The organism is Bradyrhizobium sp. USDA 4516 (assembly GCF_054055915.1).
In genome coordinates this window covers 8716573-8735880 of record NZ_JBSRXT010000001.1, presented here as the reverse complement: position 1 = coordinate 8735880, position 19308 = coordinate 8716573, and the positions used below count along the sequence as shown (strand labels likewise).

Below are 19308 nucleotides of genomic sequence, written 5' to 3'. Positions count from 1 at the left end.
GCGATGTCTTCGCTGGCGGAGCGAAGTGGTTCGGCACTGCTTAGCAGCCGCCGTTGCGGGCAGGGGCCGATGCGACAGCGATCCTTTCCCATGATGGTTAATGCTTGGTGAACGAGGGGCGGGCGCTAGCGTCGTTATCTAGCCGGAATTGTCAGTCGTCTCAGTAGTTTTCGGGGCGAACCTCGCCCAATGGCGACAATTTTATTCTTCGGCCTTTGTCTCAAATACCGTGCCGGAGATTTCTTTTTCCTTCGCGGCCAGACCGCAGGATCGGCCATCCGCCCGATCAGAAAGGATTGGAGCGGCTTTTTCCTCAGTTTCACACCAGAAAGGTATGAAAATGTCCGATATCATTCTCTCCTCCTCCGTTCGCCAGAACCTCCTCTCCCTCCAGTCCACCGCCGATCTGCTCTCCACGACGCAGAACCGCCTTGCCACCGGCAAGAAGGTCAACACGGCGCTCGACAACCCGACCAACTTCTTCACCGCGCAATCGCTCGACAACCGCGCCAGCGACATCAACAACCTGCTCGATGGCATCGGCAACGGCGTGCAGGTGCTGCAGGCCGCCAACACCGGCATCACCTCGCTGCAGAAGCTGGTCGATACCGCGAAGTCGATCGCCAACCAGGTGCTGCAGAGCCCGACCGGCTACACCACCAGGTCGCAGGTCACTTCGACTGCGGCGCTCGGCGGCACGTCTGCCAACCTCGTCGACGGCACCACGATCAAGAGCGGTGACGTGCTGGCGATCGCGGCTTCGGCCGGCCAACCCGCCTTCAGCTTCACCTTCGGGGCCAGCACGTCGCTGGCGCAGCTGAACACGTCGCTGGCGGCCAGCAACCTGACGGCGAGCCTCGACAGCTCCAACAAGCTTGTCATCACCACGACCAATGACGCGGCGTCCTCGACGATCGGTGCGGTGACGTTCACCAACACCGGCGGCGGCACCGCGACGTTCAGCGCGGCCGGCACGGCCCCGGTCGCCGACCAGGCCTCGCAGTCGGCGCGTGCCGCTCTGGTGACGCAGTACAACAACACCATCGCGCAGATCACGACCACGGCGCAGGACGCCTCGTTCAACGGCATCAACCTGTTGAACGGCGACAGCCTGAAGCTGACCTTCAACGAGACCGGCAAGTCGACGCTCAGCATCACCGGCGTCACCTTCAATGCCAGCGGCCTCGGACTGAAGGCGCTGACCGCCGGCACCGACTTCCTCGACAACAACTCGGCGAACAGCGTCATCTCGTCGTTGAGCTCGGCGAGCTCCGCGTTGCGCAGCGAAGCCTCGACGCTGGGTTCGAACCTGTCGATCGTGCAGATCCGTCAGGACTTCTCGAAGAACCTGATCAACGTGCTGCAGACCGGTTCGTCCAACCTGACGCTGGCCGACACCAACGAGGAAGCGGCCAACAGCCAGGCGCTGTCGACCCGCCAGTCGATCGCGGTCTCCGCGCTGGCGCTCGCCAACCAGAGCCAGCAGAGCGTGCTGCAGCTGCTCCGCTAAACGCGCCGGCAAGTGCTTCGAGAACGGCGGGGGAAACCCCGCCGTTTTCTTTTGTCTCCGGGATATTACGGTGTCTGTCCATGCCGTCAGAACGACGCATTTCGTAACGCCTGCTAACCATATTTAAAGACGCCGGATGCATAAATATCGGGCGCTAGAATTGCGTCTTCGCGGCTCGAGAAATCCGCATCCCATCGAGGTCATTGAATGTCGAATGCAGCCCAGGCCTACGCTCGTACCTCCACGACGACGGCGTCCCCACGTGAAATCGAAGCGCAGGCGCTGTTGAAGGCCGCGCGGCAGCTGCAGGAAGTCCAGACGAACTGGAACGGTCCCGACAAGGCGCTCGATCACGCGTTGCTGTTCAACCGCCGGCTGTGGTCGATCTTTCTCAGTGCCGCGCAGGGCGACGACAATCCGCAGCCGCTCGAGATTCGCCAGAACATCGCCAATATCGGCGTGTTCGTGATGAAGCAGACCGTCGACATCCAGATGAATCCGGATCCGGCGAAACTGAAGTCGCTGATCGATATCAACTGCAATATCGCCGCCGGCCTTTCGGGCCGCGGCTGATCGATCGATTCCTGACGGAGCCCTCGGCATGGCCGACGTGTTGAGCATCCTGTCGGCCAACTACAAGGCTGCCGGCCTGACGGTCCCGTCGAAGACGCCCTATGTGGCTGTCGATCCGAACCTCTATGAGGGAAGCTGGAGCGGCAAGTACGCCAACAACAAGTCGTTCAACATCTCGGTGTCGAACGTCGACGGCTTCCGCGCCAAGGTCCACTACCAGAGCGACGGCACCAGCAAGTATCAGGACGTGCTGATCAAGGATGGCGGGTTCCGGATCGGCGATACCAAGTTCGCGCTGGTGCAGCAGGGGACGGCGTTGATCGCCAATGTCGTCACCGATCCGGCCACCGGCGCGACCTATCTCGACAAGGCCTACGCCACGCAGAAGACCTGAGCGGTCGTTGCTCCGCGCCTAGGCGCGACGATCGGTGGCGCGCACCCGCGTCGGCGCGTCCTTGCTGAGATCGAGCGCGTGGAAATAGGCGCGGCGGCGCAATACGGCTTCTTCCGGAAACTGCCTCACCACCAAATTCGTGCGATTGTCGACCACCTGATAGACTACGGCGCGCGCGTCGCGGTCGATGATGACCTGATCGCTGACCGACGGAGCCTGATTTGAAATCGATGCGTTGACGGCGTTGGGATCGATGGTGACGCGCACGCTCGGCTCCGGAGCGGTGACGCTCTGGCTCGCCGGCAGTTCAGTCTTGACCGCCTTCTGCGCCGTATCGCTCGTGGGAGAGACCATCGGCGCCGCGACCGGTGCCCCCACCGGCTTGATGTTGAAATCTGTACTCATGGCAGCCTCGTAGTGCACAGGCACTAGTTTGCTTGAGTCAAATCCCAACCCCTCACGGTCCGCAACTCTACGGGGAACCTCTCAACAGGCTGTTAGAAAACACGCTGAATGCCGCGCTGCCTGGGCGGCGTCGAATTGAGCTAAATTGTAAGCGTAGGCGTCAGAGCGTGCGGCTGACCGCGATCGGCGTCATGTTGCGGGGGCCCGGCGTGGCGCGCTGTCCGCTCGCGGTATAGGTGTTCGGAATGTTGCGGCGCTGCACCTCGGCATTGACGCCGCGCACGATGCCTTCGGAGACGGCGTGCGCCGTTGCGAGCACGGTCAAATTGACCTGCAGCATGGCGCGGAATGTCTCGTGATGACGGCGCAGTGTCGCGAGCAGCTCGGGATCGGTCTGCGACAGCATCTTCTGCATCGATTTCAGATGCTCCACCGCGAGCATGTAGCGCCGCGACAGCTCGGACTTCTGCGGCTCGAGCCGCATGCTCTCGCGGATCTTGCCGGCGCGGACGAACTCGGTCTCCTGCTCGATCACGGCAAGCAGGCCGCTCATCACCTCGGTCAGCTCGTTGGCGAGACGCGCGACGTCCGGCGGCGTCGATGTCGCGGACCGCGCGGCGGAGGCGGATGCTACTGGCCGCGGCTGCTGTGGACGCTGGTTCATCGCGCTGCTCCTTGAAACCCTAGCTCTTGTTCGCCTGCTGCAGGATCAGCGAGCGGAACACTTCGTTGGAAATGCCGACGCCGCCGGCCTTGGCGAAATTCTTCGAGTATTCGTCGGTCAGCATCGACCGCCACGCGCCGGTGCCGACGGTGTCGCCGTACGGGCCATCGCCCTTCAGGCCGGTCGTCATCTGCGAGAACATCGAATTCAGGAACATCGATTCGAAATCGGTCGCGGTCGCCTTCGCCTTGGCGGCCTGCTGCGGCGTCACCTTCTTCAGCGCGTCCTGCAGTACGGGATCGGGGCGGCCGTTGAACATCGGCATCAACGCCTTGTTCGGCATGCTGCCGGTGGTGCTGTTGATCAGGCTCGCCATCACATCACCTCGATGTCGGCTTCGATCGCGCCGGCGGCCTTGATCGCCTGCAGGATACTGATGAGGTCGCGCGGTCCGATGCCGAGGCCATTGAGGCCGTCGACCAGCTGCTGCAGCGAGACGCCGTCCTTGACCACGGCGAACTTCTTGCCGTCCTCGCTGACGCCGACGCTGGTGCGCGGTGTCACGACTGTTCGGCCGCGCGACAGCGGATTGGGCTGGCTGACCTGCGGACTCTCGGAGATCGAGACGGTGAGATTGCCCTGCGCGACGGCGACGGTGGCGACGCGGACGTCGCGGCCCATCACGATGATGCCGGAACGCTCGTCGATCACGATCTTCGCCACCAGATCGGGATCGACCTGCAGCTGCTCGATCTCGGTCAGGAAGGCGACGACGTTGCCCTTGAACTCCGTCGGGATCGAAAGCTGCACCGTGGAGGGATCGATCGGCTCGGCGGTCTTGACGCCGAGATAGTCGTTGACGGCGGCGGCGATCCGCTTGGCGGTGGTGAAATCGGCGTTGCGCAGCGCGAGGCGCACATTGGGCAGGCGGTTGAGCGCGAATTCGATCTCGCGCTCGATGATGGCGCCATTGGCGATCCGGCCGACGGTCGGCACGCCGCGCACGACGCTGGCGGCGGCACCTTCGGCCGCGAAGCCGGCGACCGCCACCGATCCCTGCGCCACCGCATAGACATTGCCGTCGGCGCCGAGCAGGGGGGTGACGAGCAGGGTGCCGCCCTGCAGGTTCTTGGCATCGCCGAGCGCCGAGACGGTGACGTCCATGCGCGTGCCCTGGGTGCCGAACGCCGGCAGATTGCCGGTCACCATCACCGCGGCGACGTTGCCGGTGCGGATGGTGGCGCCGCGGATGTTGACGCCCATGCGCTCGAGCATCGCTTGCAGCGATTGCTTGGTGAAGGGGATGTTGTTGAGCGTATCGCCGGTGCCGTTGAGGCCGACCACGAGGCCGTAGCCGATCAGCTGGTTCTGGCGCACGCCCTCGATATTGGCGAGATCCTTGATCCGCGACGTCGCGGCCGCCGGCATGACGGAGGCCGCCAGCGCCAGCAGCGCGGCGCAGGCCACTCCGAACAGATTTGCGATGCGGATGCCAGGCATCCCGATGCTCCCCTCGAACTGAACTCGCGGATCGCGCGACACTCCCATGACGGCGATCCGCCATTAACCATGCGAGCTGCGTGCCACTCTGCTTCGCTTGGGCAATGTGTTGATATATTTATCGAAATTGTCGGGTCGTCATTTTGCTCCGGTTCGCCAGGGAGCGCGAAACTGCCGCGCGGCGGCAGAAATTGCCGGGTCGTTTACGCGCCGTTAACCATAAAACAGCGATGCTCGGCCCATTCAGGCCTGCGGGATCATCACGACGATGCGCATCTACGGACCGAACGGCACCACGCTTGGCACGTCCACCAGCGCCACGCGGCGCACCTCGTCGAGCGGCTTCTCGCTGCCGGATGCGACGACCGCGCAGGAGGAGGTCCGCTCCACCGCGGCGCCGAAGGCCGCCGCCAGCCTCGATGCGCTGCTCGCGCTGCAGGGCGTCGAGGACCCGACCGAGCGCCGCAAGCGCTCGGTGGCCCGCGGCAAGGGCGCGCTCGACGTGCTCGATGCGCTCAAGCTCGGTCTGCTGTCCGGCAATTTCGATTCCTCCACGGTGAACCGGCTGCGTGACGCCGCGGCGAGCCTGAAGGAATCTTCCGGCGACCCCGGCCTCGATGCCGTGCTCGGCGAGATCGAACTGCGCGTCGAGGTCGAGCTCGCCAAGGCCGGGCAATACTAGGCTCCTCCCGATCAACTCACCTGTCCGACGCCGCCGGTGCCTGCAGGTGCCTCAGGCCGCCAGCGCCTTGCGCTGCGCGTCGTAGCGGCGCTGCGCGGCCAGCACGTCCTTCAGATTCCGTTCGGCCCAGTCGCGCAGCGGATCGACGGCTTCGGCGAGCGTCGATCCGAGCGGCGTGATTGAATACTCCACCGTCACCGGCACCGTTGCGATCGCCCGGCGGCGCAGCAGCCCGTCGCGCTCCAGGCTTTTCAGCACCTGCGACAGCATCTTCTGCGAGATGCCTTCGATCGCACGTCGGAGCTGGTTGAAGCGCATCGGCTCGCTGCGCAGCAGCAGCAGGATCAGCACCGCCCATTTGTCGCCGACCCGGTCGAGGATCTGGCGCGTCGGGCAATTGGCGGCATAGGCGTCCGGCTTGAGGCTCATGGCTTTCATCGCGGTTACTCCGGCGTGATCAGGTGAGGCGAGAGTGCCTTCTTCACACCTACATCCTTTTCGCTATCTAGTCACCATTGGAAACCATCAATCGGAGACTTGAGATGAAGATCGCCATCGCCGGCGCGTCCGGCCAGGCCGGCTCGCGCATCACCGCGGAACTCGCCCGCCGCGGCCACGCCGTCACCGCCATCGCCCGCAACCCTGAGAAGATCGCCAGCCTGCCCAATGTCGCCGCCCGCAAGGGTGACGCGAACGACCAGGCCGCCCTGGCCGCGCTGTGGGCCGGCCACGACGCCGCGGTCAGCTCGATCCATTTCCTGGCCAGCGACCCCGCCAAGCTGATCGGGGCGGCCAAGTCATCCGGGGTCGGCCGCTATCTCGTGGTCGGCGGCGCCGGCAGCCTCGAGGTGGCGCCGGGCGTCCGCCTGGTGACCACCCCCAACTTTCCGCCCCAATACAAGGCCGAGGCCTCCAAGGGGGCTGAATTCCTCGACCTGCTGCGCCAGGAGAAGGACCTGAACTGGACCTTCTTGTCGCCCTCGGCGCTGTTCGTGGCCGGCGAGCGGACCGGCAAGTTCCGCCTCGGAACCGACCAGCTCCTGACCGCCGCCGACGGCAAAAGCTCGATCTCCTTCGAGGATTTCGCAGTTGCACTCGCCGACGAAATCGAGCGCCCGGCCCATATTCGCCGGCGTTTCACGGTCGGCTATTGAGGGGCAGGGCCGTCCCCGGGCAGGGCGGATAAGTTTGCCTGTGCAAGGCCTTGGGGGCGGCCCGCCTTTCGCGGTGGCAGATATTGTCTGTCACATGACGTGGCTATATAAGGCGCCGCGCGGAGGAGTTGTGTTCCCTCCGCCTGACAGGGACATGGCTGCCTTTGGAAAAGCTGAAGAACTACCGGCCGACTGAAAAAGAGCCTTTCATGAATGAGCGGCAGCGCGATTATTTCCGCGCCAAGCTGCTGGCCTGGAAGGATGAAATCCTCCGCGAATCGAAGGTCACGTTGCAGACGTTGCAGGAAGAGAACGTCAATCATCCCGACCTCGCGGACCGAGCGTCCTCGGAAACCGACCGCGCGATCGAACTTCGTGCCCGCGACCGTCAGCGCAAGCTGATCTCCAAGATCGACGCGGCGCTCCAGCGCATCGAAGACAACACCTACGGCTATTGCGAAGAGACCGGTGAACCGATCTCGCTGAAGCGGCTCGAAGCCCGCCCGATCGCAACGCTGTCGGTGGAGGCGCAGGAACGCCACGAGAAGCGCGAGAAGGTCTATCGCGACGAATAGTGGCGACGGATCGCCACGGATTGCTGCCGGCGCGTACCGGGTGTACGTTCGCGCCGCCATGATGACACGAACTCTCAGCATCGCTTCGGTGTTTTTGCTGGGCTGATCCCGCTTCCTCCTGGAAGCGCTGAGCGGCCCCACGAGCTTTCGCTCCTGGGATTCCAGTGAAACCGAATGAGCCGGTCAGGTTCCGCGCATCGCGGAGCATCGATGGCTGGCGACAGTTTGAGAGACAATCATGACCCATCGAAACGACGCGCGTGCGCTTGACGGCGCGCAGATCGAGCAATTCATCCAACAAGGCTTTGTCCGGATCGACAGCGCCTTTCCCCGGGAACTCGCCGACCGGGGACGCGCCATTATGTGGCGCGACCTGCCATGCAGCGAGCACGACCCTTTGACTTGGACCCAACCGGTGATCCGGCTGCCCGGCTATGGCGGTCCGCCGTTTCGCGAAGCGATCAACACGCCGCTGCTGCACCGGGCGTTCGACCAGATCGCCGGTCCCGGCCACTGGCGCCCGCGCGCCGACATCGGAACCTTTCCGGTGCGCTTCCCGCATCCGGACGATCCCGGCGATGCCGGCTGGCACGTCGACGTCAGCTTCCCCGGCGAGGATTGCGACCCGAACGAGCGCAGCGACTTCTCCGCCTGGCGGGCCAATGTCGTCTCGCGCGGCCGGGCGCTGCTGATGCTGTTCCTGTTCTCCGACGTCGGCGAGGACGACGCGCCAACCCGGATCAGGGTCGGCTCGCATTGGCCGATGGCGCGCCACCTCGCGCCGGCGGGCGAGGCCGGGCGCGCACGCATGGTGCTCGACGATGTCGGCGCCGACTGCGAGGTCGCGCTCGCGACCGGCGAGGCCGGCACGGTCTATCTGTGTCATCCGTTGCTGGTGCATGCCGCGCAGAAGCATCGGGGCACGACGCCGCGCTTCATGGCCCAGCCGTCGCTCGCTGCCGGCGAACCATACCGGCTGGAACGTGCGGATGGCGCGTATTCGCCGGTCGAGATCGCGATCCGAAAGGCGCTTGGCATGGAGTGATCGGACGCCGATCTGAAGGCGAGGCGATATTCAGGCCAACCCGGCTCCGAGTATCGCCTCGCTTGCCTCCGCCTGACGGCGCGGGCCGAACGTCTTCGACCATGCCAGCAATTCGCGGAAAGCCGGCGTCAGGCTCCAGGCCGAATCCGTCAGCTCGTATTCGACCTGCAGCGGCTTCTCGGCGAGCACCCTGCGCGCCACCAGGCCGTCGCGCTCGAGCTCGCGCAGCTGCGCAGTCAGCATGTGCTGGGTGATCGGCGCGAGCGCGCGGCGCAGCGCGCCGAACCGCACACCGCCATTCATCAGCGTGAACAGGATCTCGAGCTTCCATTTCCCCCCGAGCGCATGGATCGCGTGCTTGAATTCGATCAGCACATTGGGGTCGGTGGGGCAGCTCTCGCATTCACCGCCGTCACACATATCGCTGGTATTGTTTTCCATACCGGTCTCGAATTTCATCCTATTGTCCAAGATCAGATAGTGACCAGATGCGGCCTGTGCAGGGCGGGCAGTGCAATGTTGGGCCCATCCGCCGAACCATGAAGAGGGCAGGGACATGAGCACGGTTTTGGTCACAGGCGGATCGGGATTCATCGGCGTGCATACGATTCTGCAGCTGCTCGCCGACGGGCACGCGGTGCGAACGACGGTGCGCAATCCGGGTCGCAGCAACGACGTGATCGCGATGCTGCGCGAGGGTGGCGCGCTGGCGCCCGACCAGGTCGGCTTCGTCACCGCCGACCTGCTGCGCGACGATGGCTGGCGCGAAGCGGCCACCGGGTGCGACTACGTGCTGCATGTCGCATCACCGCTCGGCGCCTATGTGCCCGAGGACGAGAATGAGCTGATCGTCCCGGCGCGGGAAGGCACGCTGCGGGTGTTGCGCGCCGCGCGCGACGCCGGCGTCAAGCGCGTGGTCGTGACGTCGTCGTTCGCGGCAATCGGTTACGGCCATCCGCCGCAGGCGGCGCCGTTCAACGAGACCGTATGGTCCAATCTCGATGGCGAGGGCGTGCAGGCCTATCCGAAATCCAAGACGCTGGCCGAGCGCGCCGCCTGGGATTTCGTGGCGCGCCAAGGCAATGGCCTCGAGCTTGCCCTGGTCAACCCCACCGCGGTGTTCGGCCCGGCGCTCGGTGCCGATTTCTCCGAGTCGATCGGCATCATCAAGGCGCTGCTCGACGGCGCGATGCCCGCGGTGCCGCGGATCCATTTCGGCCTCGTCGACGTCCGCGATGTCGCCGACCTGCATCTGCGCGCCATGATGTCGCCCGAGGCCAGCGGTGAGCGCTTCCTGGCGGTCGCCGGCGAGACCATGTCGATCCTCGGGGTCGCCCGGGTGCTGCGCGCAAAACTCGGCAGCAAGGCGCGGCGCGTGCCGCGGTTCCAGGCGCCGGACTGGATGATGCGGCTCGCCGCACGGCGCAACCCGATGGCCCGTGCCGCGCTGCCGCTGCTCGGCAAGGTGCGCCGCGCGACCAGCGCCAAGGCGCAGCACCTGCTCGGCTGGCGCCCGCGCGGCAATGAGGAGATGATCGTCGCGACCGCCGAGAGCCTGATCCGGCTCGGCCTCGTCAAGGCCTGACGGCAGCTCCCGTGCAGCGTGCTTGCCAGACGCGTCGGCGAGTGCTGAATTGCAGCGAGCAGACGGAGGCGCCACCGCGCCGCCGAGAACACCAGGGAGGCTGCGCAGATGGATCGGGTCCTCGCGGCCGCAAAGGCGATCGCCAGCGCGCGCCGCAGCCGGGCGCCGCTCAAGGCGCTTCCGAAGGACGTGGTGCCGCGCGACGAGGCCGAAGGCTATCAGGTGCAGTACGCGTTGCACGCTCTGATGCAGCCACACGTCGGCAGCCTCGTCGGCTACAAGATCGGCTGCACCAGCGCGGTGATGCAGGAATATATCAACATCCCGCACCCCTGCGTCGGTGGCGTGTTCGAGAAGGTCGTGCATGACAGCGGCGTGCGGCTGCCGGCGGCCGAGTTCGTCCATGTCGGCGTCGAGTGCGAGATCGCGGTGCGGCTCGCCCGCAGTCTCGCTCCCAGCGAGGCGCCGTTCACCGCCGAATGGGTCGCGGAAGCGATCGATGCCTACTATCCCGCGATCGAGATCGTCGACGACCGCTACGTCAAATGGGAGACATTGGGCGCGCCGACGCTGATTGCCGACGACTTCTTCGCCGCCGGTTGCGTGCTCGGGGAGGAGGTGCCGCGCATCACCGTGCCCGATTTGCGCGCGGTCGCGGGACGCGCGATCGTCAACGGCAAGGAAGAAGGCCGCGGCACCGGCGCCGACGTGCTCGGGCATCCCCACAACGCGCTCGCCTGGCTCGCCAATCATCTCGCCACTGAAGGCCGTGGCTTGCATGCCGGCCAGATCGTACTGACCGGCAGCCTGGTCAAGACGGTGTGGCTGAACGCGGGCGACACGGTCGTGATGGAGCTCGACGGCCTCGGCAAGGTGGAAGCGGCCTTTACGTGAGGTGACGTTGTGCGAGCCTGCCTCCACATAAGGACGTCGTCCCTGCGAAAGCACTAGCGTATATACATATCCTCCGCAGTCTTTCCGGAGTCTTCTCAAAGAGTTGGCCGAAAACCGCAGAGAACTTACTCATCTGCACTAGGGTTGCGCCCGCCGATTTCGGCTCTCGCCTAGTAGCTAACCCCTTGATGATGAGTCGGTTTTCCAGCCTCGAAGAGATGTGTAAATGCCCTAGTGCGAAAGCAGGGACGACACCGAGTGTGTTGCGCGACCGTGACCTGACTTTACTGAATTCACCTGACTTTCAAGTCGCCGGGCGCTTGGCGTCCGTGACCAGTTCGACCTTGCCGTCGGTCAGCCGGTAGACCGCGCCGACCACCCTGAGCTTGCCCTGACCGACCGCGGCGCTGAGGATCGGCGTTGCCGATTTCAGCTTCGCGACGTTGTCGATGACGTTCTGCCTGATGGCGTTGGCGAGCCGGTCGCCTCCCTTGCCTTCGGTCGCCTTCACCGCCGGTGCGATCGCATTGACCAGCGAGGGCAGATGACCGGGCAGGGTGGTGTTGTCCTTCAGCGACTTGATGGCGGCGTCGACCGCCCCGCAGCTGTCGTGGCCGAGCACCATGAACAGCGGCACGTTGAGCACGGCCGATGCATATTCCAGGCTCGCGATGGTCTCGTCGCTGGCAAAATTGCCCGCGATGCGGCAGACGAACAGATCGCCGCGGCCGGTGTCGAAGGCGTATTCCGGTGCGATGCGGGAGTCCGCGCAACTCAGGATGCCGGCGAACGGATTCTGTCCGCCGGCCAGCGCCTCGCGCTCGTGCTTGAAATCATGCCGCCGCGAGACGCCTTCGACATAGCGCAGATTGCCCTTCACCAGCCGCTCCAGCGCCGCGTCCGGCGCCAGCACATTCTGCGGCTTCGGCGGCGATTTGGTTTCCCTGGCGGAAACCGGCGGGGCAAGGGCGAGGCTGGCGGTGGTGCAGGCCGCGGCAGCGAGGAAGCGGCGCCGGGAGGTCTGGGTGGGAGCTGCGATTTCGCAAAGCTGGCACATCAAAAATCTCCGTAAAATTATCCGAGAATAGCAATCGCGTCCGTGCAAAGGTTGTAGATCATGCGCAGTGCCACCGCAACGACACGGTTTCATGCTCGGTCCCTGCTCCCATGTGCAATTGCGCACAAGGCAGGGATGACGGTGAGGACGAGTCGCAATTCAAGATGTCAAACAGCGCGGTGTGATGACCCGCTAAAGCGAAAGCGGGTGATCCAGTATTGCAGAGACGGCTGTGCTTGAGCCGAGCGGCCGCGGCGTACTGGATCGCCCGGTCCCGTCTTCGCCAAGGCTTCGACGAGGCCATGCATCCTTGGCGCGCCGAAGCTTCAGCGGAGGCGGCGAGCCGGGTGATGACAGAGCGGATTCCACACACACACACACACGATCGTCGTCCTGGCGAAAGCCAGGATCCATAACCACCGCACTTGATGATGAGCGGGATCGTGGCCCCAGCATCGCGCAACAACTCTCATTTGGGGTAATGGGTTCTGGCTTTCGCCAGGACGACATGGAATGTGTTGCGCGATCTGTGAGTCAAACTTCCGCATTCTCGCGACATGATTTGCCCGAGCTTTGCTCTTCGTTCCGCCCTGAGTTGCCCGACGGGCCGATCGGTGCCACCGGATAACCTGCGGGTTATGAAAGGCGCGGGCGGTCTTGGTGTGCCATCGCGCCGGAAAACCCCGGGTGGCGCGGCCGCCGTCGAGCCGCCGAAGTTTGCGATTGACTCATCCATAGCTGGTTGGTTATACGTCAATCCATAACCAATGGGTTATTGATCGCAAATGCCTGACGCTCACGACATCCTGTTTCGAACCCTTGCAGACCCGACCCGCCGGGCCATCTTCGAGCGCCTGTGCCGCGAGGGCGAGCAGACCGTCGGCGCGCTGACGGCCCGCGCCAGGATCTCGCAGCCGGCGGTGTCGAAGCATCTCGGCGTGCTGAAGCTGGCCGGGCTGGTGCGCGACCGCCATGAAGGCAGGCAGACCCATTACAGCGCGCAACTCGGCGCGCTGGCGCCGCTGATCGACTGGACCAGCCAGATGGCGGGCTTCTGGCAGAACCGGTTCGACCACCTCGAAGATCTCCTCAAAAGGATGGACCAATGAACAAGACCACCGCTGAAACGCGTTCCGCGATCGTCGAGCGTGAATTTCCTCATCCGCCGGAAAAGCTCTGGCGCGCGCTGACCCAACCGCATCTGATGGAGGAGTGGCTGATGAAGAACGACTTCAAGCCCGAGGTCGGGCACAGCTTCAACCTGCGCGGCGAGTGGGGCGGCGTGCTGGACTGCAAGGTGCTCGCTGTGGAGCCGCACAGGACGCTGTCCTACACCTGGAATTTCGTGCATGCGGATGCCGCCTACAACCTCGAGAGCGTTGTGGTCTTCACGCTGACGCCGACGGCGACCGGCACCCATCTGCGCGTCGAGCAGTCCGGCTTCCAGCCGCATCAGAAGCAGGCCTATGGCGGCGCTCATGCCGGATGGAAGCAGTTCCTCGAGAATCTCGATCAGCTGATGGCGCGGCAAGGTTGACGGTCTCTCTCTCTCTCGTCATTGCGAGCCAACGGGTCGGCGCATAGCGCCGCCCGATGACAGGCTCCGCGAAGCAATCCATCGTGCCGCATACACGGATAGATGGATTGCTTCGTCGCTTCAGCGCAAAATTGCTCTGCAATTTTGTCGCGAGTTCCCCGCAATGACGCTGGATCATTCACTCACCAACAGGAGGTCACATTGAACTGGAACAACTGGATCCGGCAATCGCACCGCTGGCTCTCGATCGCCTTCACGGTCGCCGTCATCATCAACATCGTCGCCATGGTCCTGCAGCAGCAGGCGGTCTGGATCGGCTTGCTAGCGCTGTTCCCGCTGATCTTCATGCTGCTCAGCGGCCTTTATCTGTTCGCGTTGCCATATCTGTCGCCGCGGCGTCAGCATGGGGGATCGACGTCCGCGTCCCAAGTGTGATTGCATGACGTGACGACTTGACGTGACGACTTGGGGCGGATGAGGCGCGAGAGACAGCAATGACGGCATCGGAACGTATCGACCGGATGATCGAGGACCTCACCGACTGGCGCGGCAAGACGCTCGCCAGCCTGCGCAAGAGCATCCTCGCCGCCGATCCTGAGATCATCGAGGAGTGGAAGTGGATGGGCAGCCCGGTGTGGTCGCGAGACGGCATCATTGCGGTCGGCAACGCCCACAAGGGCAAGGTCAAGCTGACCTTCATGTATGGCGCGCAGCTGCCCGACCCCGACAAGCTGTTCAACACCGGCTTCGAGGGCAATGCGCGGCGCGCGATCGATCTGTTCGAGGGCGACAAGATCAACGCCACTGCGCTGAAGACGCTCATTCGTGCTGCGATCGAACTCAATCAGGCCAAATCCAGGAAATCTGCGAAGAAGCCGGCAAAGAAGGCCGCGGGTACCCGCGCGACCGCAAAGAAGAAGGCGTGAGCTGCGCCGCCATGGTGCTCGCGATCCATCCGCGATGATCAAGACCAGGCTCGCCACATTGTCCGATGCGGACGCCGTCTCCGCGCTGTTGACGGCCAACAACGGGGAGCACGGTGGCATGCTGCTCGGGCAATGGCCGCGCGACGTGATCGAGACGCGCATTGCAAGCGGGCAATCGATCGTCGTCGCGACCGACGATGAGGGCAGACTGCTCGGCGCGCCCCTGACGTCGGAGAAGGGATATGGCGAGGCGCCGCCGGTGCAGGCCATGCTGAAGGCCTGGCCGGGGCGGGCAGATGCGTATGTTTATGGTCCGGTGTGCGTCTCGCGGGACGCGCGCGGCCTTGGCGTGCTGGATGCGTTGTACGCGAAGCTTCAGGCGACGTTCCCCGGCCGCGAGGCAATCCTGTTCATCAGGGAAGACAACCCGCGTTCGCTCAAGGCGCATCTGCGGCTCGGCATGCGCGAGGTCGCGCGATACGACTTCGGCGGCAAGGTCTTCATTGTCCTGAGCGACAGGCCCGACGCGTGAATGCGGCCGTCGCGCTCCCGCGGAGGCAAGCTAGGCCGAGATGTCGACCGCCTGGCCGGCCTTGCCGGCGTTCTTCTGGAACGCCTGCTCGATCAGCTCCTTGATCTTCTGCTCGACCGCGGCGCGCTGATCCGGCGTCATGTTCTTGAGATCTTCTTCCGACATGCCCATGCTTTTGAGGATGTTCGCGCGCATCCGGTCCATCGGGCTCATCTGCGCATATTTGAGAAACTTCTGCTCGACGGTGTCGCCGAGCGAGCTGCCGCCGGTGGCGTCGGCGGTCAGCGGTTTCTTCAATGTGCCAGTCGTCATGCTGGCGGTGACCGATCCAAGGGCCGAGATCGACGTCATCTGCGCGCGCAGTCCCCATTGCAATGCTGCAATCGTGGAGCAAATGGCGTGCCATCCGTTGCAGCCGTGATTTCAACGGGATCGCGACGCCGCCACGCGCGCACGACGCGCAGCCGGCAGCTTCTGCCGGGCGAAGTTTGCCGGTTGCGGCCTTCAGGCTATGGTATGCACGATCACTGGACCCGCAACCGCGGTGGCCTGGCCGACCAGCAATGGGCCGAGATTGTCATCGATCCAGGCCAGCGCGCGGCGGTTGGCCTCTTCGGCGCCGGCATGGTTGTTGAAGACGCTGATCGCGGTGACGGTATCGTCGCCGGCATAGACCACGTAATAGGCCATGAAGCCTTCAACGTCGCTGATGATCGGGATTGCGCCTTCCTTGATCCGGCGCGCGAGTTCCTCGGCGCTACCGGTCTTCGCCTTGGCGTGACGGATGGCGGCATACATGCGTTCCTCCTTCCGGCTGCATCGATCGGGCTGCGCTTCGCGCATGCGCGATCGTACGCCGGACCGGGTGGCGACGCCATCGGGATTGCGGACAGATTAGCTGAAACGCCTGCTCACGACCGTCGTGCGCCGGCCGGGGAGCTTCGGCAGCCTCGCCACATCCGCGCGCGTAGTCGTGGTCCTTGGGCCGGGGGCGGGCTCCGGCTCCTGTTGCTGCAGAAACAGCGTGGCTTCGAACAGCACGCCGGGGGCCTGCTTGGCCGTGCCCGAGCACACCGCCCGGTTGCCGTTGAACGAGCCGGTCAGCTGCGCCTCGACCTCGTCACATCCGAACACGGTGGTGAACGGGCCGTCGGCATAGCGATGCGTCGTCAGCGTCGCCGTGAAGCGGTCCTGATCGAGCTGGTAGGTGCCGCCATAAATGAACATGGCGTCGCCGCCCGAGATCCTGCCATTTGCAAGCTGGACTATTCCGGTGCCTTCGCCCCGCGGCGTCCGGAACCACGCCGCATATCGTCCGTCTCTTTGCATGACCGTCATACAAACAGAAAACCCTGCGTTGTCGTCTCCCTACGTTGCAAGCGCCGGGACTTCTACTGCGCGCTGCTGCGAGGGTTAACGAACCGACAAGGCGATGGCGCGACTTTCGTGAAGCGGTATCGGACTGGTGCGCGGCGATCGTGCCGGCGCACGCCACCGGTCACAAAAAGCCACGACCCTCGCCAGGGGAGCTAGCGAGGGCCGTGTTGGTACACCGCGCCGCGCCTAGGTTCGCGACGAGATGTGGGAGCTCGTAAAGGTCCTACTCAGGCATGATCCGTTTCCGAAAACCGGTTTCCACTCTTGGATCATGCCGTTAGAAGGGCAGCAGCACGTCGAGAACCTGCTGTCCGTAGCGCGGCTGTTGCACGTCGGTGATCTGGCCGCGGCCGCCATAGGCGATGCGGGCCTGGGCGATCTTCGAGGAATCGATGGTGTTGTCGCTCTGGATGTCCTCCGGGCGCACGATGCCGGCCACGATCAACTCGCGGATTTCGAAGTTGACGCGGATCTCCTGCTTGCCTTCGACCACGAGATTGCCGTTCGGCAGCACCTGGGTGACGACCGCGGCGACGTTGGTCTGCAACGCTTCCTGGCGGTTCACCGAGCCCTTGCCGTCGCTGGAGGCGGTGGAGTCGGCGGTCAGGATGCGGCCGGGCAGGATCTTGTTCGGCTGCGTGATGGTCTGCGAGCCCAGGAAGTTGGTGACGCCCGAATCCTCGGAGTTGGTGCGGCTGCGCTGGGTCTCGTTGGCGATCGCGGCCTTGTCGGTGAAGTTCACCGTGATGGTCAGGATGTCGCCGACGCGCGCGGCGCGCTGATCCTTGAAGAAGGCGCGGGAGCCGCTGCGCCACAGCGAGTTCGGGCTGTAGGAGGCGACCTCGGGCTTCGGCATCGGCATCTGCACCGGCTTGTAGCCGGGCTGGGTGGTCGGATTGTCGATCGACGACAGCTTCGGCTGCTCGCCGATCTGGGAGAGACGGTCGATCGACGAGCAACCGCTGGCGATCGTTCCGAGCGCGAGCAGCGCACCGGTCAGGACGAGGCGGTTGATGCGGTACTGGGACATGAACTTTACTCGGCGTTTGGTGCGACTGAACTCAGCTTGACGGAAGCGGAATTGGATTCGGTGGCGTCGGCGGTCGGCGCCGCGCGCGGGGTCGCGACCGAGATCGAGACCTCGCCGCGGCCGGTGACGACGCCGGAGACGGCACGCTTGGACTGCAGATTCATCACGCTGACGGTGTCGCCCTCGGCGCCGCCATCCATCGCCTTGCCGCGGATCGTCAGGTAGAGGCCAGCGGTGCGGTAGATCAGCGTGACGTTCTGGTCGCGGGTGACGAGATCGGGCTTCGCGAGGTCGGCGACGCGCAGCGCCTGGCCGGGGCGGAGCTGGCGGCGGACCTGCATGCCGACGGCGCTGTCGCGCACCGCCGCGTCGTTGCCGATTTCGGCCTTCGGACGGCGCTCGACGATCACGTCGGAGGCCTTCAACACGTCGCCGCGCTCGACATTGCGCGTCAGCACGGCGGCCTCGATGGTTTCGATCGCGGTTCCGGTGAAGCGCAGCTTCGACGGCGCGGCGCCGGCGTCGTTGCCGATCTCGAAGGTCAGGTCGAAACGCGTCGAGCGCGGGTCGTAGCGCACGGCGATCGGCTGCATCGCGCCGGTATTGGTGGCCTCGAGGCGGATGTCGCCGGGATCGCGGTCGAAGGTCAGCGCGATGTTGCCGGCCCTGCCGAGCCCGTGGCGGCCCTCCAGCGCGCGCGACACCTGCTGCTCGATCTCCTTGCTGTCGATGGTGCGCGCCAGCCGGGTGACGGTGATCTCCTTCAGCTCGCGGGTATCGACGCCGATCACCTGGTGCGAGCGCAACACGTTGAGCACTTGCGCGACCGGCAGCGTGCCTGTCGTGCCGAGGTCCGGCGCGCGGTAGACCGCGACGCTGCCGGCGCTGCCGGCGTTGTCGATGAGGTCGCCGACCCGCACGATGTCGTCGGCGACCGTGATGCTGGCGCGCAGCGTCGGCACCGCGATCGTCTCGCGACGGCTTTGCGCGGCGGACGGCGCCACGGTGACGGCGAGGAGCGCGGCTGCGATCAGGAGTGAGCGGGCGATCATCGACATCATCCTCAGCGGAACAGGTTGGAGGTCGACTGCATCATCTGGTCGGCGGCGGAGACCACCTTCGAGTTCATCTCATAGGCGCGCTGCGCGGCGATCAGGTCCGAGATTTCCGAGACCACCTCGACATTGGCCTGTTCGAGGTTGCTCTGCTGCATGTCGCCGTAGCCGTCGGTGTTGGCGGTGCCGTCCTGCGGCTGGCCGGAGGCCGGCGTTTCCTGGAACAGATTGTCGCCGATCGGCATCAGGCCGGCCTTGTTGATGAATCGGGTCAGGCCGATCTGGCCGATGTTGGTCGATGCGGTCTGGCCCGGCAGGGTCACCGAGACCTGGCCTTGCGCATTGATGGTGAGGCCGGATGCGTTCTGTGGGATCGTGATCGTCGGCTGCAGCAAATTGCCCTGCGCATTGACGATGCGGCCCTGATTGTCCATCTGGAACGAGCCGTCGCGGGTGTAGGTGAAGGTGCCGTCCGGCATCAGGATCTTGAAGAAGCCTTCGCCGCGGATCGCGATGTCGAGATCGTTGCCGGTCGGCGACAGCGTACCCTGGGTCATCATGCGCGGCGTGCCGACGGTCTTGACGCCGCCGCCGAGGTCGATGCCCATCGGCATGATGGTGTTCTGGTCGGAGGCCTGCGCGCCGACCCGGCGCACATGGTCGTAGATCAGGTCCTGGAACGCGGCGCGCTGCTTCTTGTAGCCGGTGGTGCGCAGGTTCGCGATGTTGTTGGAGATCACCTGAACGCTGAGTTCCTGTGCCGCCATTCCGGTCGCAGCTGTATAAAGTGCGCGCATCGGTCAATCCCCTGGA

General features: G+C 64.7%; 28 protein-coding genes. 14 read left to right on the top strand and 14 right to left on the bottom strand.

Features of this window, described 5'->3' with window-relative positions; all coding sequences use genetic code 11:
• Positions 1-201 precede the first annotated feature (201 nt).
• Positions 202-354 carry a hypothetical protein gene (locus tag ACVI1L_RS40700; RefSeq protein ID WP_159109478.1) on the bottom strand — a complete coding sequence of 51 codons (153 nt, stop codon included), beginning with the start codon at positions 352-354 and terminating at the stop codon, positions 202-204.
• Here ACVI1L_RS40700 and ACVI1L_RS40695 point away from each other — a divergent pair.
• The 3 genes from ACVI1L_RS40695 (at position 341) to ACVI1L_RS40685 (ending at position 2477) form a co-directional block, all read left to right on the top strand.
• Complete coding sequence (locus tag ACVI1L_RS40695) at positions 341-1510, top strand: flagellin N-terminal helical domain-containing protein (RefSeq protein ID WP_028337699.1); 1170 nt, start codon at positions 341-343, stop codon at positions 1508-1510. The two genes, ACVI1L_RS40700 and ACVI1L_RS40695, sit on opposite strands and share 14 nt — an antisense overlap.
• Positions 1511-1717: 207 nt before the next feature.
• On the top strand, positions 1718-2083 hold the full coding sequence (flaF, locus tag ACVI1L_RS40690; RefSeq protein WP_016846762.1) for a flagellar biosynthesis regulator FlaF: 366 nt from the start codon (positions 1718-1720) through the stop codon (positions 2081-2083).
• A gap of 28 nt (positions 2084-2111) precedes the next feature.
• A complete protein-coding gene (locus tag ACVI1L_RS40685; protein WP_016846761.1) occupies positions 2112-2477 on the top strand; it encodes a hypothetical protein in 366 nt (121 codons plus the stop codon).
• 18 nt (positions 2478-2495) lie between these two features.
• Here the strand turns inward: ACVI1L_RS40685 and ACVI1L_RS40680 are convergent, their stop codons facing one another.
• The 4 genes from ACVI1L_RS40680 to ACVI1L_RS40665 form a co-directional block, all read right to left on the bottom strand.
• Positions 2496-2882 carry a hypothetical protein gene (locus ACVI1L_RS40680; protein WP_028337698.1) on the bottom strand — a complete coding sequence of 129 codons (387 nt, stop codon included), beginning with the start codon at positions 2880-2882 and terminating at the stop codon, positions 2496-2498.
• Positions 2883-3042: 160 nt separating this feature from the next.
• A complete protein-coding gene (locus ACVI1L_RS40675; RefSeq protein ID WP_057016670.1) occupies positions 3043-3546 on the bottom strand; it encodes a hypothetical protein in 504 nt (167 codons plus the stop codon).
• 19 nt (positions 3547-3565) lie between these two features.
• Entirely contained in the window at positions 3566-3922 is a 357-nt protein-coding gene (flgJ, locus tag ACVI1L_RS40670) for a flagellar assembly peptidoglycan hydrolase FlgJ (RefSeq protein WP_028337696.1), read from the bottom strand.
• The gene (locus tag ACVI1L_RS40665) at positions 3922-5046 is read right to left on the bottom strand and encodes a flagellar basal body P-ring protein FlgI (protein WP_057016740.1); all 1125 of its coding nucleotides are present in this window, start codon (positions 5044-5046) and stop codon (positions 3922-3924) included. Before ACVI1L_RS40665 ends, flgJ begins: the two co-directional genes overlap by 1 nt.
• A 268-nt stretch (positions 5047-5314) precedes the next feature.
• On the opposite strand from ACVI1L_RS40665, the gene ACVI1L_RS40660 reads away from it, so the two are divergent.
• The gene (locus ACVI1L_RS40660; protein WP_057016669.1) at positions 5315-5728 is read left to right on the top strand and encodes a flagellar assembly protein FliX; all 414 of its coding nucleotides are present in this window, start codon (positions 5315-5317) and stop codon (positions 5726-5728) included.
• A 51-nt stretch (positions 5729-5779) separates the two neighbouring features.
• On the opposite strand, the gene ACVI1L_RS40655 is transcribed toward ACVI1L_RS40660, so the two are convergent.
• Positions 5780-6166: a winged helix-turn-helix transcriptional regulator gene (locus ACVI1L_RS40655; protein ID WP_456785375.1), complete on the bottom strand. Its 387-nt coding sequence runs from the start codon at positions 6164-6166 to the stop codon at positions 5780-5782.
• Between the two features lie 104 nt (positions 6167-6270).
• On the opposite strand from ACVI1L_RS40655, the gene ACVI1L_RS40650 reads away from it, so the two are divergent.
• The 3 genes from ACVI1L_RS40650 to ACVI1L_RS40640 all read left to right on the top strand — a co-directional run bounded on the left by ACVI1L_RS40650 (position 6271) and on the right by ACVI1L_RS40640 (position 8502).
• Entirely contained in the window at positions 6271-6882 is a 612-nt protein-coding gene (locus tag ACVI1L_RS40650; RefSeq protein WP_456785374.1) for an NAD(P)-dependent oxidoreductase, read from the top strand.
• Between the two features lie 209 nt (positions 6883-7091).
• Positions 7092-7457 (top strand): RNA polymerase-binding protein DksA, encoded by a 366-nt coding sequence (gene dksA, locus ACVI1L_RS40645; protein ID WP_170991616.1) that lies wholly within the window; start codon positions 7092-7094, stop codon positions 7455-7457.
• A gap of 238 nt (positions 7458-7695) precedes the next feature.
• On the top strand, positions 7696-8502 hold the full coding sequence (locus ACVI1L_RS40640) for a phytanoyl-CoA dioxygenase (protein WP_456785373.1): 807 nt from the start codon (positions 7696-7698) through the stop codon (positions 8500-8502).
• A gap of 30 nt (positions 8503-8532) precedes the next feature.
• Here the strand turns inward: ACVI1L_RS40640 and ACVI1L_RS40635 are convergent, their stop codons facing one another.
• Positions 8533-8961: a winged helix-turn-helix transcriptional regulator gene (locus tag ACVI1L_RS40635; protein WP_156436155.1), complete on the bottom strand. Its 429-nt coding sequence runs from the start codon at positions 8959-8961 to the stop codon at positions 8533-8535.
• 97 nt (positions 8962-9058) lie between these two features.
• Here ACVI1L_RS40635 and ACVI1L_RS40630 point away from each other — a divergent pair, with 97 nt between their 5' ends.
• Complete coding sequence (locus ACVI1L_RS40630; RefSeq protein WP_456785372.1) at positions 9059-10087, top strand: SDR family oxidoreductase; 1029 nt, start codon at positions 9059-9061, stop codon at positions 10085-10087.
• Positions 10088-10195: 108 nt separating this feature from the next.
• Positions 10196-10981: a 2-keto-4-pentenoate hydratase gene (locus tag ACVI1L_RS40625; RefSeq protein ID WP_456785371.1), complete on the top strand. Its 786-nt coding sequence runs from the start codon at positions 10196-10198 to the stop codon at positions 10979-10981.
• 304 nt (positions 10982-11285) lie between these two features.
• Here the strand turns inward: ACVI1L_RS40625 and ACVI1L_RS40620 are convergent, their stop codons facing one another.
• A complete protein-coding gene (locus ACVI1L_RS40620; protein WP_456785370.1) occupies positions 11286-12038 on the bottom strand; it encodes a carbonic anhydrase in 753 nt (250 codons plus the stop codon).
• Positions 12039-12823: 785 nt separating this feature from the next.
• On the opposite strand from ACVI1L_RS40620, the gene ACVI1L_RS40615 reads away from it, so the two are divergent.
• The 5 genes from ACVI1L_RS40615 (at position 12824) to ACVI1L_RS40595 (ending at position 15033) form a co-directional block, all read left to right on the top strand.
• Positions 12824-13147 carry an ArsR/SmtB family transcription factor gene (locus ACVI1L_RS40615; protein WP_057018634.1) on the top strand — a complete coding sequence of 108 codons (324 nt, stop codon included), beginning with the start codon at positions 12824-12826 and terminating at the stop codon, positions 13145-13147.
• Positions 13144-13575 (top strand): SRPBCC family protein, encoded by a 432-nt coding sequence (locus ACVI1L_RS40610; RefSeq protein ID WP_057018633.1) that lies wholly within the window; start codon positions 13144-13146, stop codon positions 13573-13575. The genes ACVI1L_RS40615 and ACVI1L_RS40610 overlap by 4 nt, the downstream gene beginning before the upstream one ends.
• Before the next feature lie 201 nt (positions 13576-13776).
• Positions 13777-14010: a hypothetical protein gene (locus ACVI1L_RS40605; RefSeq protein ID WP_076825666.1), complete on the top strand. Its 234-nt coding sequence runs from the start codon at positions 13777-13779 to the stop codon at positions 14008-14010.
• 59 nt (positions 14011-14069) lie between these two features.
• On the top strand, positions 14070-14501 hold the full coding sequence (locus ACVI1L_RS40600; RefSeq protein ID WP_456785369.1) for a DUF1801 domain-containing protein: 432 nt from the start codon (positions 14070-14072) through the stop codon (positions 14499-14501).
• Between the two features lie 34 nt (positions 14502-14535).
• On the top strand, positions 14536-15033 hold the full coding sequence (locus tag ACVI1L_RS40595) for an N-acetyltransferase family protein (RefSeq protein ID WP_456785368.1): 498 nt from the start codon (positions 14536-14538) through the stop codon (positions 15031-15033).
• A gap of 30 nt (positions 15034-15063) precedes the next feature.
• Here the strand turns inward: ACVI1L_RS40595 and ACVI1L_RS40590 are convergent, their stop codons facing one another.
• The 6 genes from ACVI1L_RS40590 to flgG all read right to left on the bottom strand — a co-directional run bounded on the left by ACVI1L_RS40590 (position 15064) and on the right by flgG (position 19292).
• Positions 15064-15384 carry a hypothetical protein gene (locus ACVI1L_RS40590; RefSeq protein WP_050387610.1) on the bottom strand — a complete coding sequence of 107 codons (321 nt, stop codon included), beginning with the start codon at positions 15382-15384 and terminating at the stop codon, positions 15064-15066.
• A gap of 153 nt (positions 15385-15537) precedes the next feature.
• Entirely contained in the window at positions 15538-15831 is a 294-nt protein-coding gene (locus tag ACVI1L_RS40585) for a hypothetical protein (protein ID WP_026193017.1), read from the bottom strand.
• Positions 15832-15927: 96 nt separating this feature from the next.
• The gene (locus tag ACVI1L_RS40580) at positions 15928-16260 is read right to left on the bottom strand and encodes a hypothetical protein (protein WP_371852101.1); all 333 of its coding nucleotides are present in this window, start codon (positions 16258-16260) and stop codon (positions 15928-15930) included.
• A 427-nt stretch (positions 16261-16687) separates the two neighbouring features.
• On the bottom strand, positions 16688-17440 hold the full coding sequence (gene flgH / locus ACVI1L_RS40575; protein ID WP_028337175.1) for a flagellar basal body L-ring protein FlgH: 753 nt from the start codon (positions 17438-17440) through the stop codon (positions 16688-16690).
• A gap of 5 nt (positions 17441-17445) precedes the next feature.
• A complete protein-coding gene (flgA, locus tag ACVI1L_RS40570; RefSeq protein ID WP_168854987.1) occupies positions 17446-18501 on the bottom strand; it encodes a flagellar basal body P-ring formation chaperone FlgA in 1056 nt (351 codons plus the stop codon).
• Positions 18502-18503: 2 nt separating this feature from the next.
• Positions 18504-19292, bottom strand: a complete 789-nt coding sequence (flgG, locus tag ACVI1L_RS40565; protein ID WP_028337173.1) for a flagellar basal-body rod protein FlgG — start codon at positions 19290-19292, stop codon at positions 18504-18506.
• Between the last annotated feature and the right edge of the window lie 16 nt (positions 19293-19308).

What these genes read in the sequence shown, in the direction of transcription:
- ACVI1L_RS40650 (WP_456785374.1), top strand. Translation starts at nt 6,271, where the DNA reads ATGAAGATCGCCATCGCCGGCGCGTCCGGCCAGGCCGGCTCGCGCATC.
- ACVI1L_RS40615 (WP_057018634.1), top strand. Translation starts at nt 12,824, where the DNA reads ATGCCTGACGCTCACGACATCCTGTTTCGAACCCTTGCAGACCCGACC.
- ACVI1L_RS40600 (WP_456785369.1), top strand. Translation starts at nt 14,070, where the DNA reads ATGACGGCATCGGAACGTATCGACCGGATGATCGAGGACCTCACCGAC.
- ACVI1L_RS40660 (WP_057016669.1), top strand. Translation starts at nt 5,315, where the DNA reads ATGCGCATCTACGGACCGAACGGCACCACGCTTGGCACGTCCACCAGC.
- ACVI1L_RS40640 (WP_456785373.1), top strand. Translation starts at nt 7,696, where the DNA reads ATGACCCATCGAAACGACGCGCGTGCGCTTGACGGCGCGCAGATCGAG.
- ACVI1L_RS40590 (WP_050387610.1), bottom strand. Translation starts at nt 15,384, where the DNA reads ATGACGTCGATCTCGGCCCTTGGATCGGTCACCGCCAGCATGACGACT.
- ACVI1L_RS40595 (WP_456785368.1), top strand. Translation starts at nt 14,536, where the DNA reads ATGATCAAGACCAGGCTCGCCACATTGTCCGATGCGGACGCCGTCTCC.
- flaF (WP_016846762.1), top strand. Translation starts at nt 1,718, where the DNA reads ATGTCGAATGCAGCCCAGGCCTACGCTCGTACCTCCACGACGACGGCG.
- ACVI1L_RS40630 (WP_456785372.1), top strand. Translation starts at nt 9,059, where the DNA reads ATGAGCACGGTTTTGGTCACAGGCGGATCGGGATTCATCGGCGTGCAT.
- ACVI1L_RS40610 (WP_057018633.1), top strand. Translation starts at nt 13,144, where the DNA reads ATGAACAAGACCACCGCTGAAACGCGTTCCGCGATCGTCGAGCGTGAA.
- flgH (WP_028337175.1), bottom strand. Translation starts at nt 17,440, where the DNA reads ATGTCCCAGTACCGCATCAACCGCCTCGTCCTGACCGGTGCGCTGCTC.
- ACVI1L_RS40675 (WP_057016670.1), bottom strand. Translation starts at nt 3,546, where the DNA reads ATGAACCAGCGTCCACAGCAGCCGCGGCCAGTAGCATCCGCCTCCGCC.
- ACVI1L_RS40665 (WP_057016740.1), bottom strand. Translation starts at nt 5,046, where the DNA reads ATGCCTGGCATCCGCATCGCAAATCTGTTCGGAGTGGCCTGCGCCGCG.
- ACVI1L_RS40620 (WP_456785370.1), bottom strand. Translation starts at nt 12,038, where the DNA reads ATGTGCCAGCTTTGCGAAATCGCAGCTCCCACCCAGACCTCCCGGCGC.
- flgJ (WP_028337696.1), bottom strand. Translation starts at nt 3,922, where the DNA reads ATGGCGAGCCTGATCAACAGCACCACCGGCAGCATGCCGAACAAGGCG.
- ACVI1L_RS40580 (WP_371852101.1), bottom strand. Translation starts at nt 16,260, where the DNA reads ATGTTCATTTATGGCGGCACCTACCAGCTCGATCAGGACCGCTTCACG.
- dksA (WP_170991616.1), top strand. Translation starts at nt 7,092, where the DNA reads ATGAATGAGCGGCAGCGCGATTATTTCCGCGCCAAGCTGCTGGCCTGG.
- flgG (WP_028337173.1), bottom strand. Translation starts at nt 19,292, where the DNA reads ATGCGCGCACTTTATACAGCTGCGACCGGAATGGCGGCACAGGAACTC.
- ACVI1L_RS40685 (WP_016846761.1), top strand. Translation starts at nt 2,112, where the DNA reads ATGGCCGACGTGTTGAGCATCCTGTCGGCCAACTACAAGGCTGCCGGC.
- ACVI1L_RS40695 (WP_028337699.1), top strand. Translation starts at nt 341, where the DNA reads ATGTCCGATATCATTCTCTCCTCCTCCGTTCGCCAGAACCTCCTCTCC.
- ACVI1L_RS40625 (WP_456785371.1), top strand. Translation starts at nt 10,196, where the DNA reads ATGGATCGGGTCCTCGCGGCCGCAAAGGCGATCGCCAGCGCGCGCCGC.
- ACVI1L_RS40680 (WP_028337698.1), bottom strand. Translation starts at nt 2,882, where the DNA reads ATGAGTACAGATTTCAACATCAAGCCGGTGGGGGCACCGGTCGCGGCG.
- ACVI1L_RS40585 (WP_026193017.1), bottom strand. Translation starts at nt 15,831, where the DNA reads ATGTATGCCGCCATCCGTCACGCCAAGGCGAAGACCGGTAGCGCCGAG.
- flgA (WP_168854987.1), bottom strand. Translation starts at nt 18,501, where the DNA reads ATGATGTCGATGATCGCCCGCTCACTCCTGATCGCAGCCGCGCTCCTC.
- ACVI1L_RS40700 (WP_159109478.1), bottom strand. Translation starts at nt 354, where the DNA reads ATGATATCGGACATTTTCATACCTTTCTGGTGTGAAACTGAGGAAAAA.
- ACVI1L_RS40655 (WP_456785375.1), bottom strand. Translation starts at nt 6,166, where the DNA reads ATGAAAGCCATGAGCCTCAAGCCGGACGCCTATGCCGCCAATTGCCCG.
- ACVI1L_RS40635 (WP_156436155.1), bottom strand. Translation starts at nt 8,961, where the DNA reads ATGAAATTCGAGACCGGTATGGAAAACAATACCAGCGATATGTGTGAC.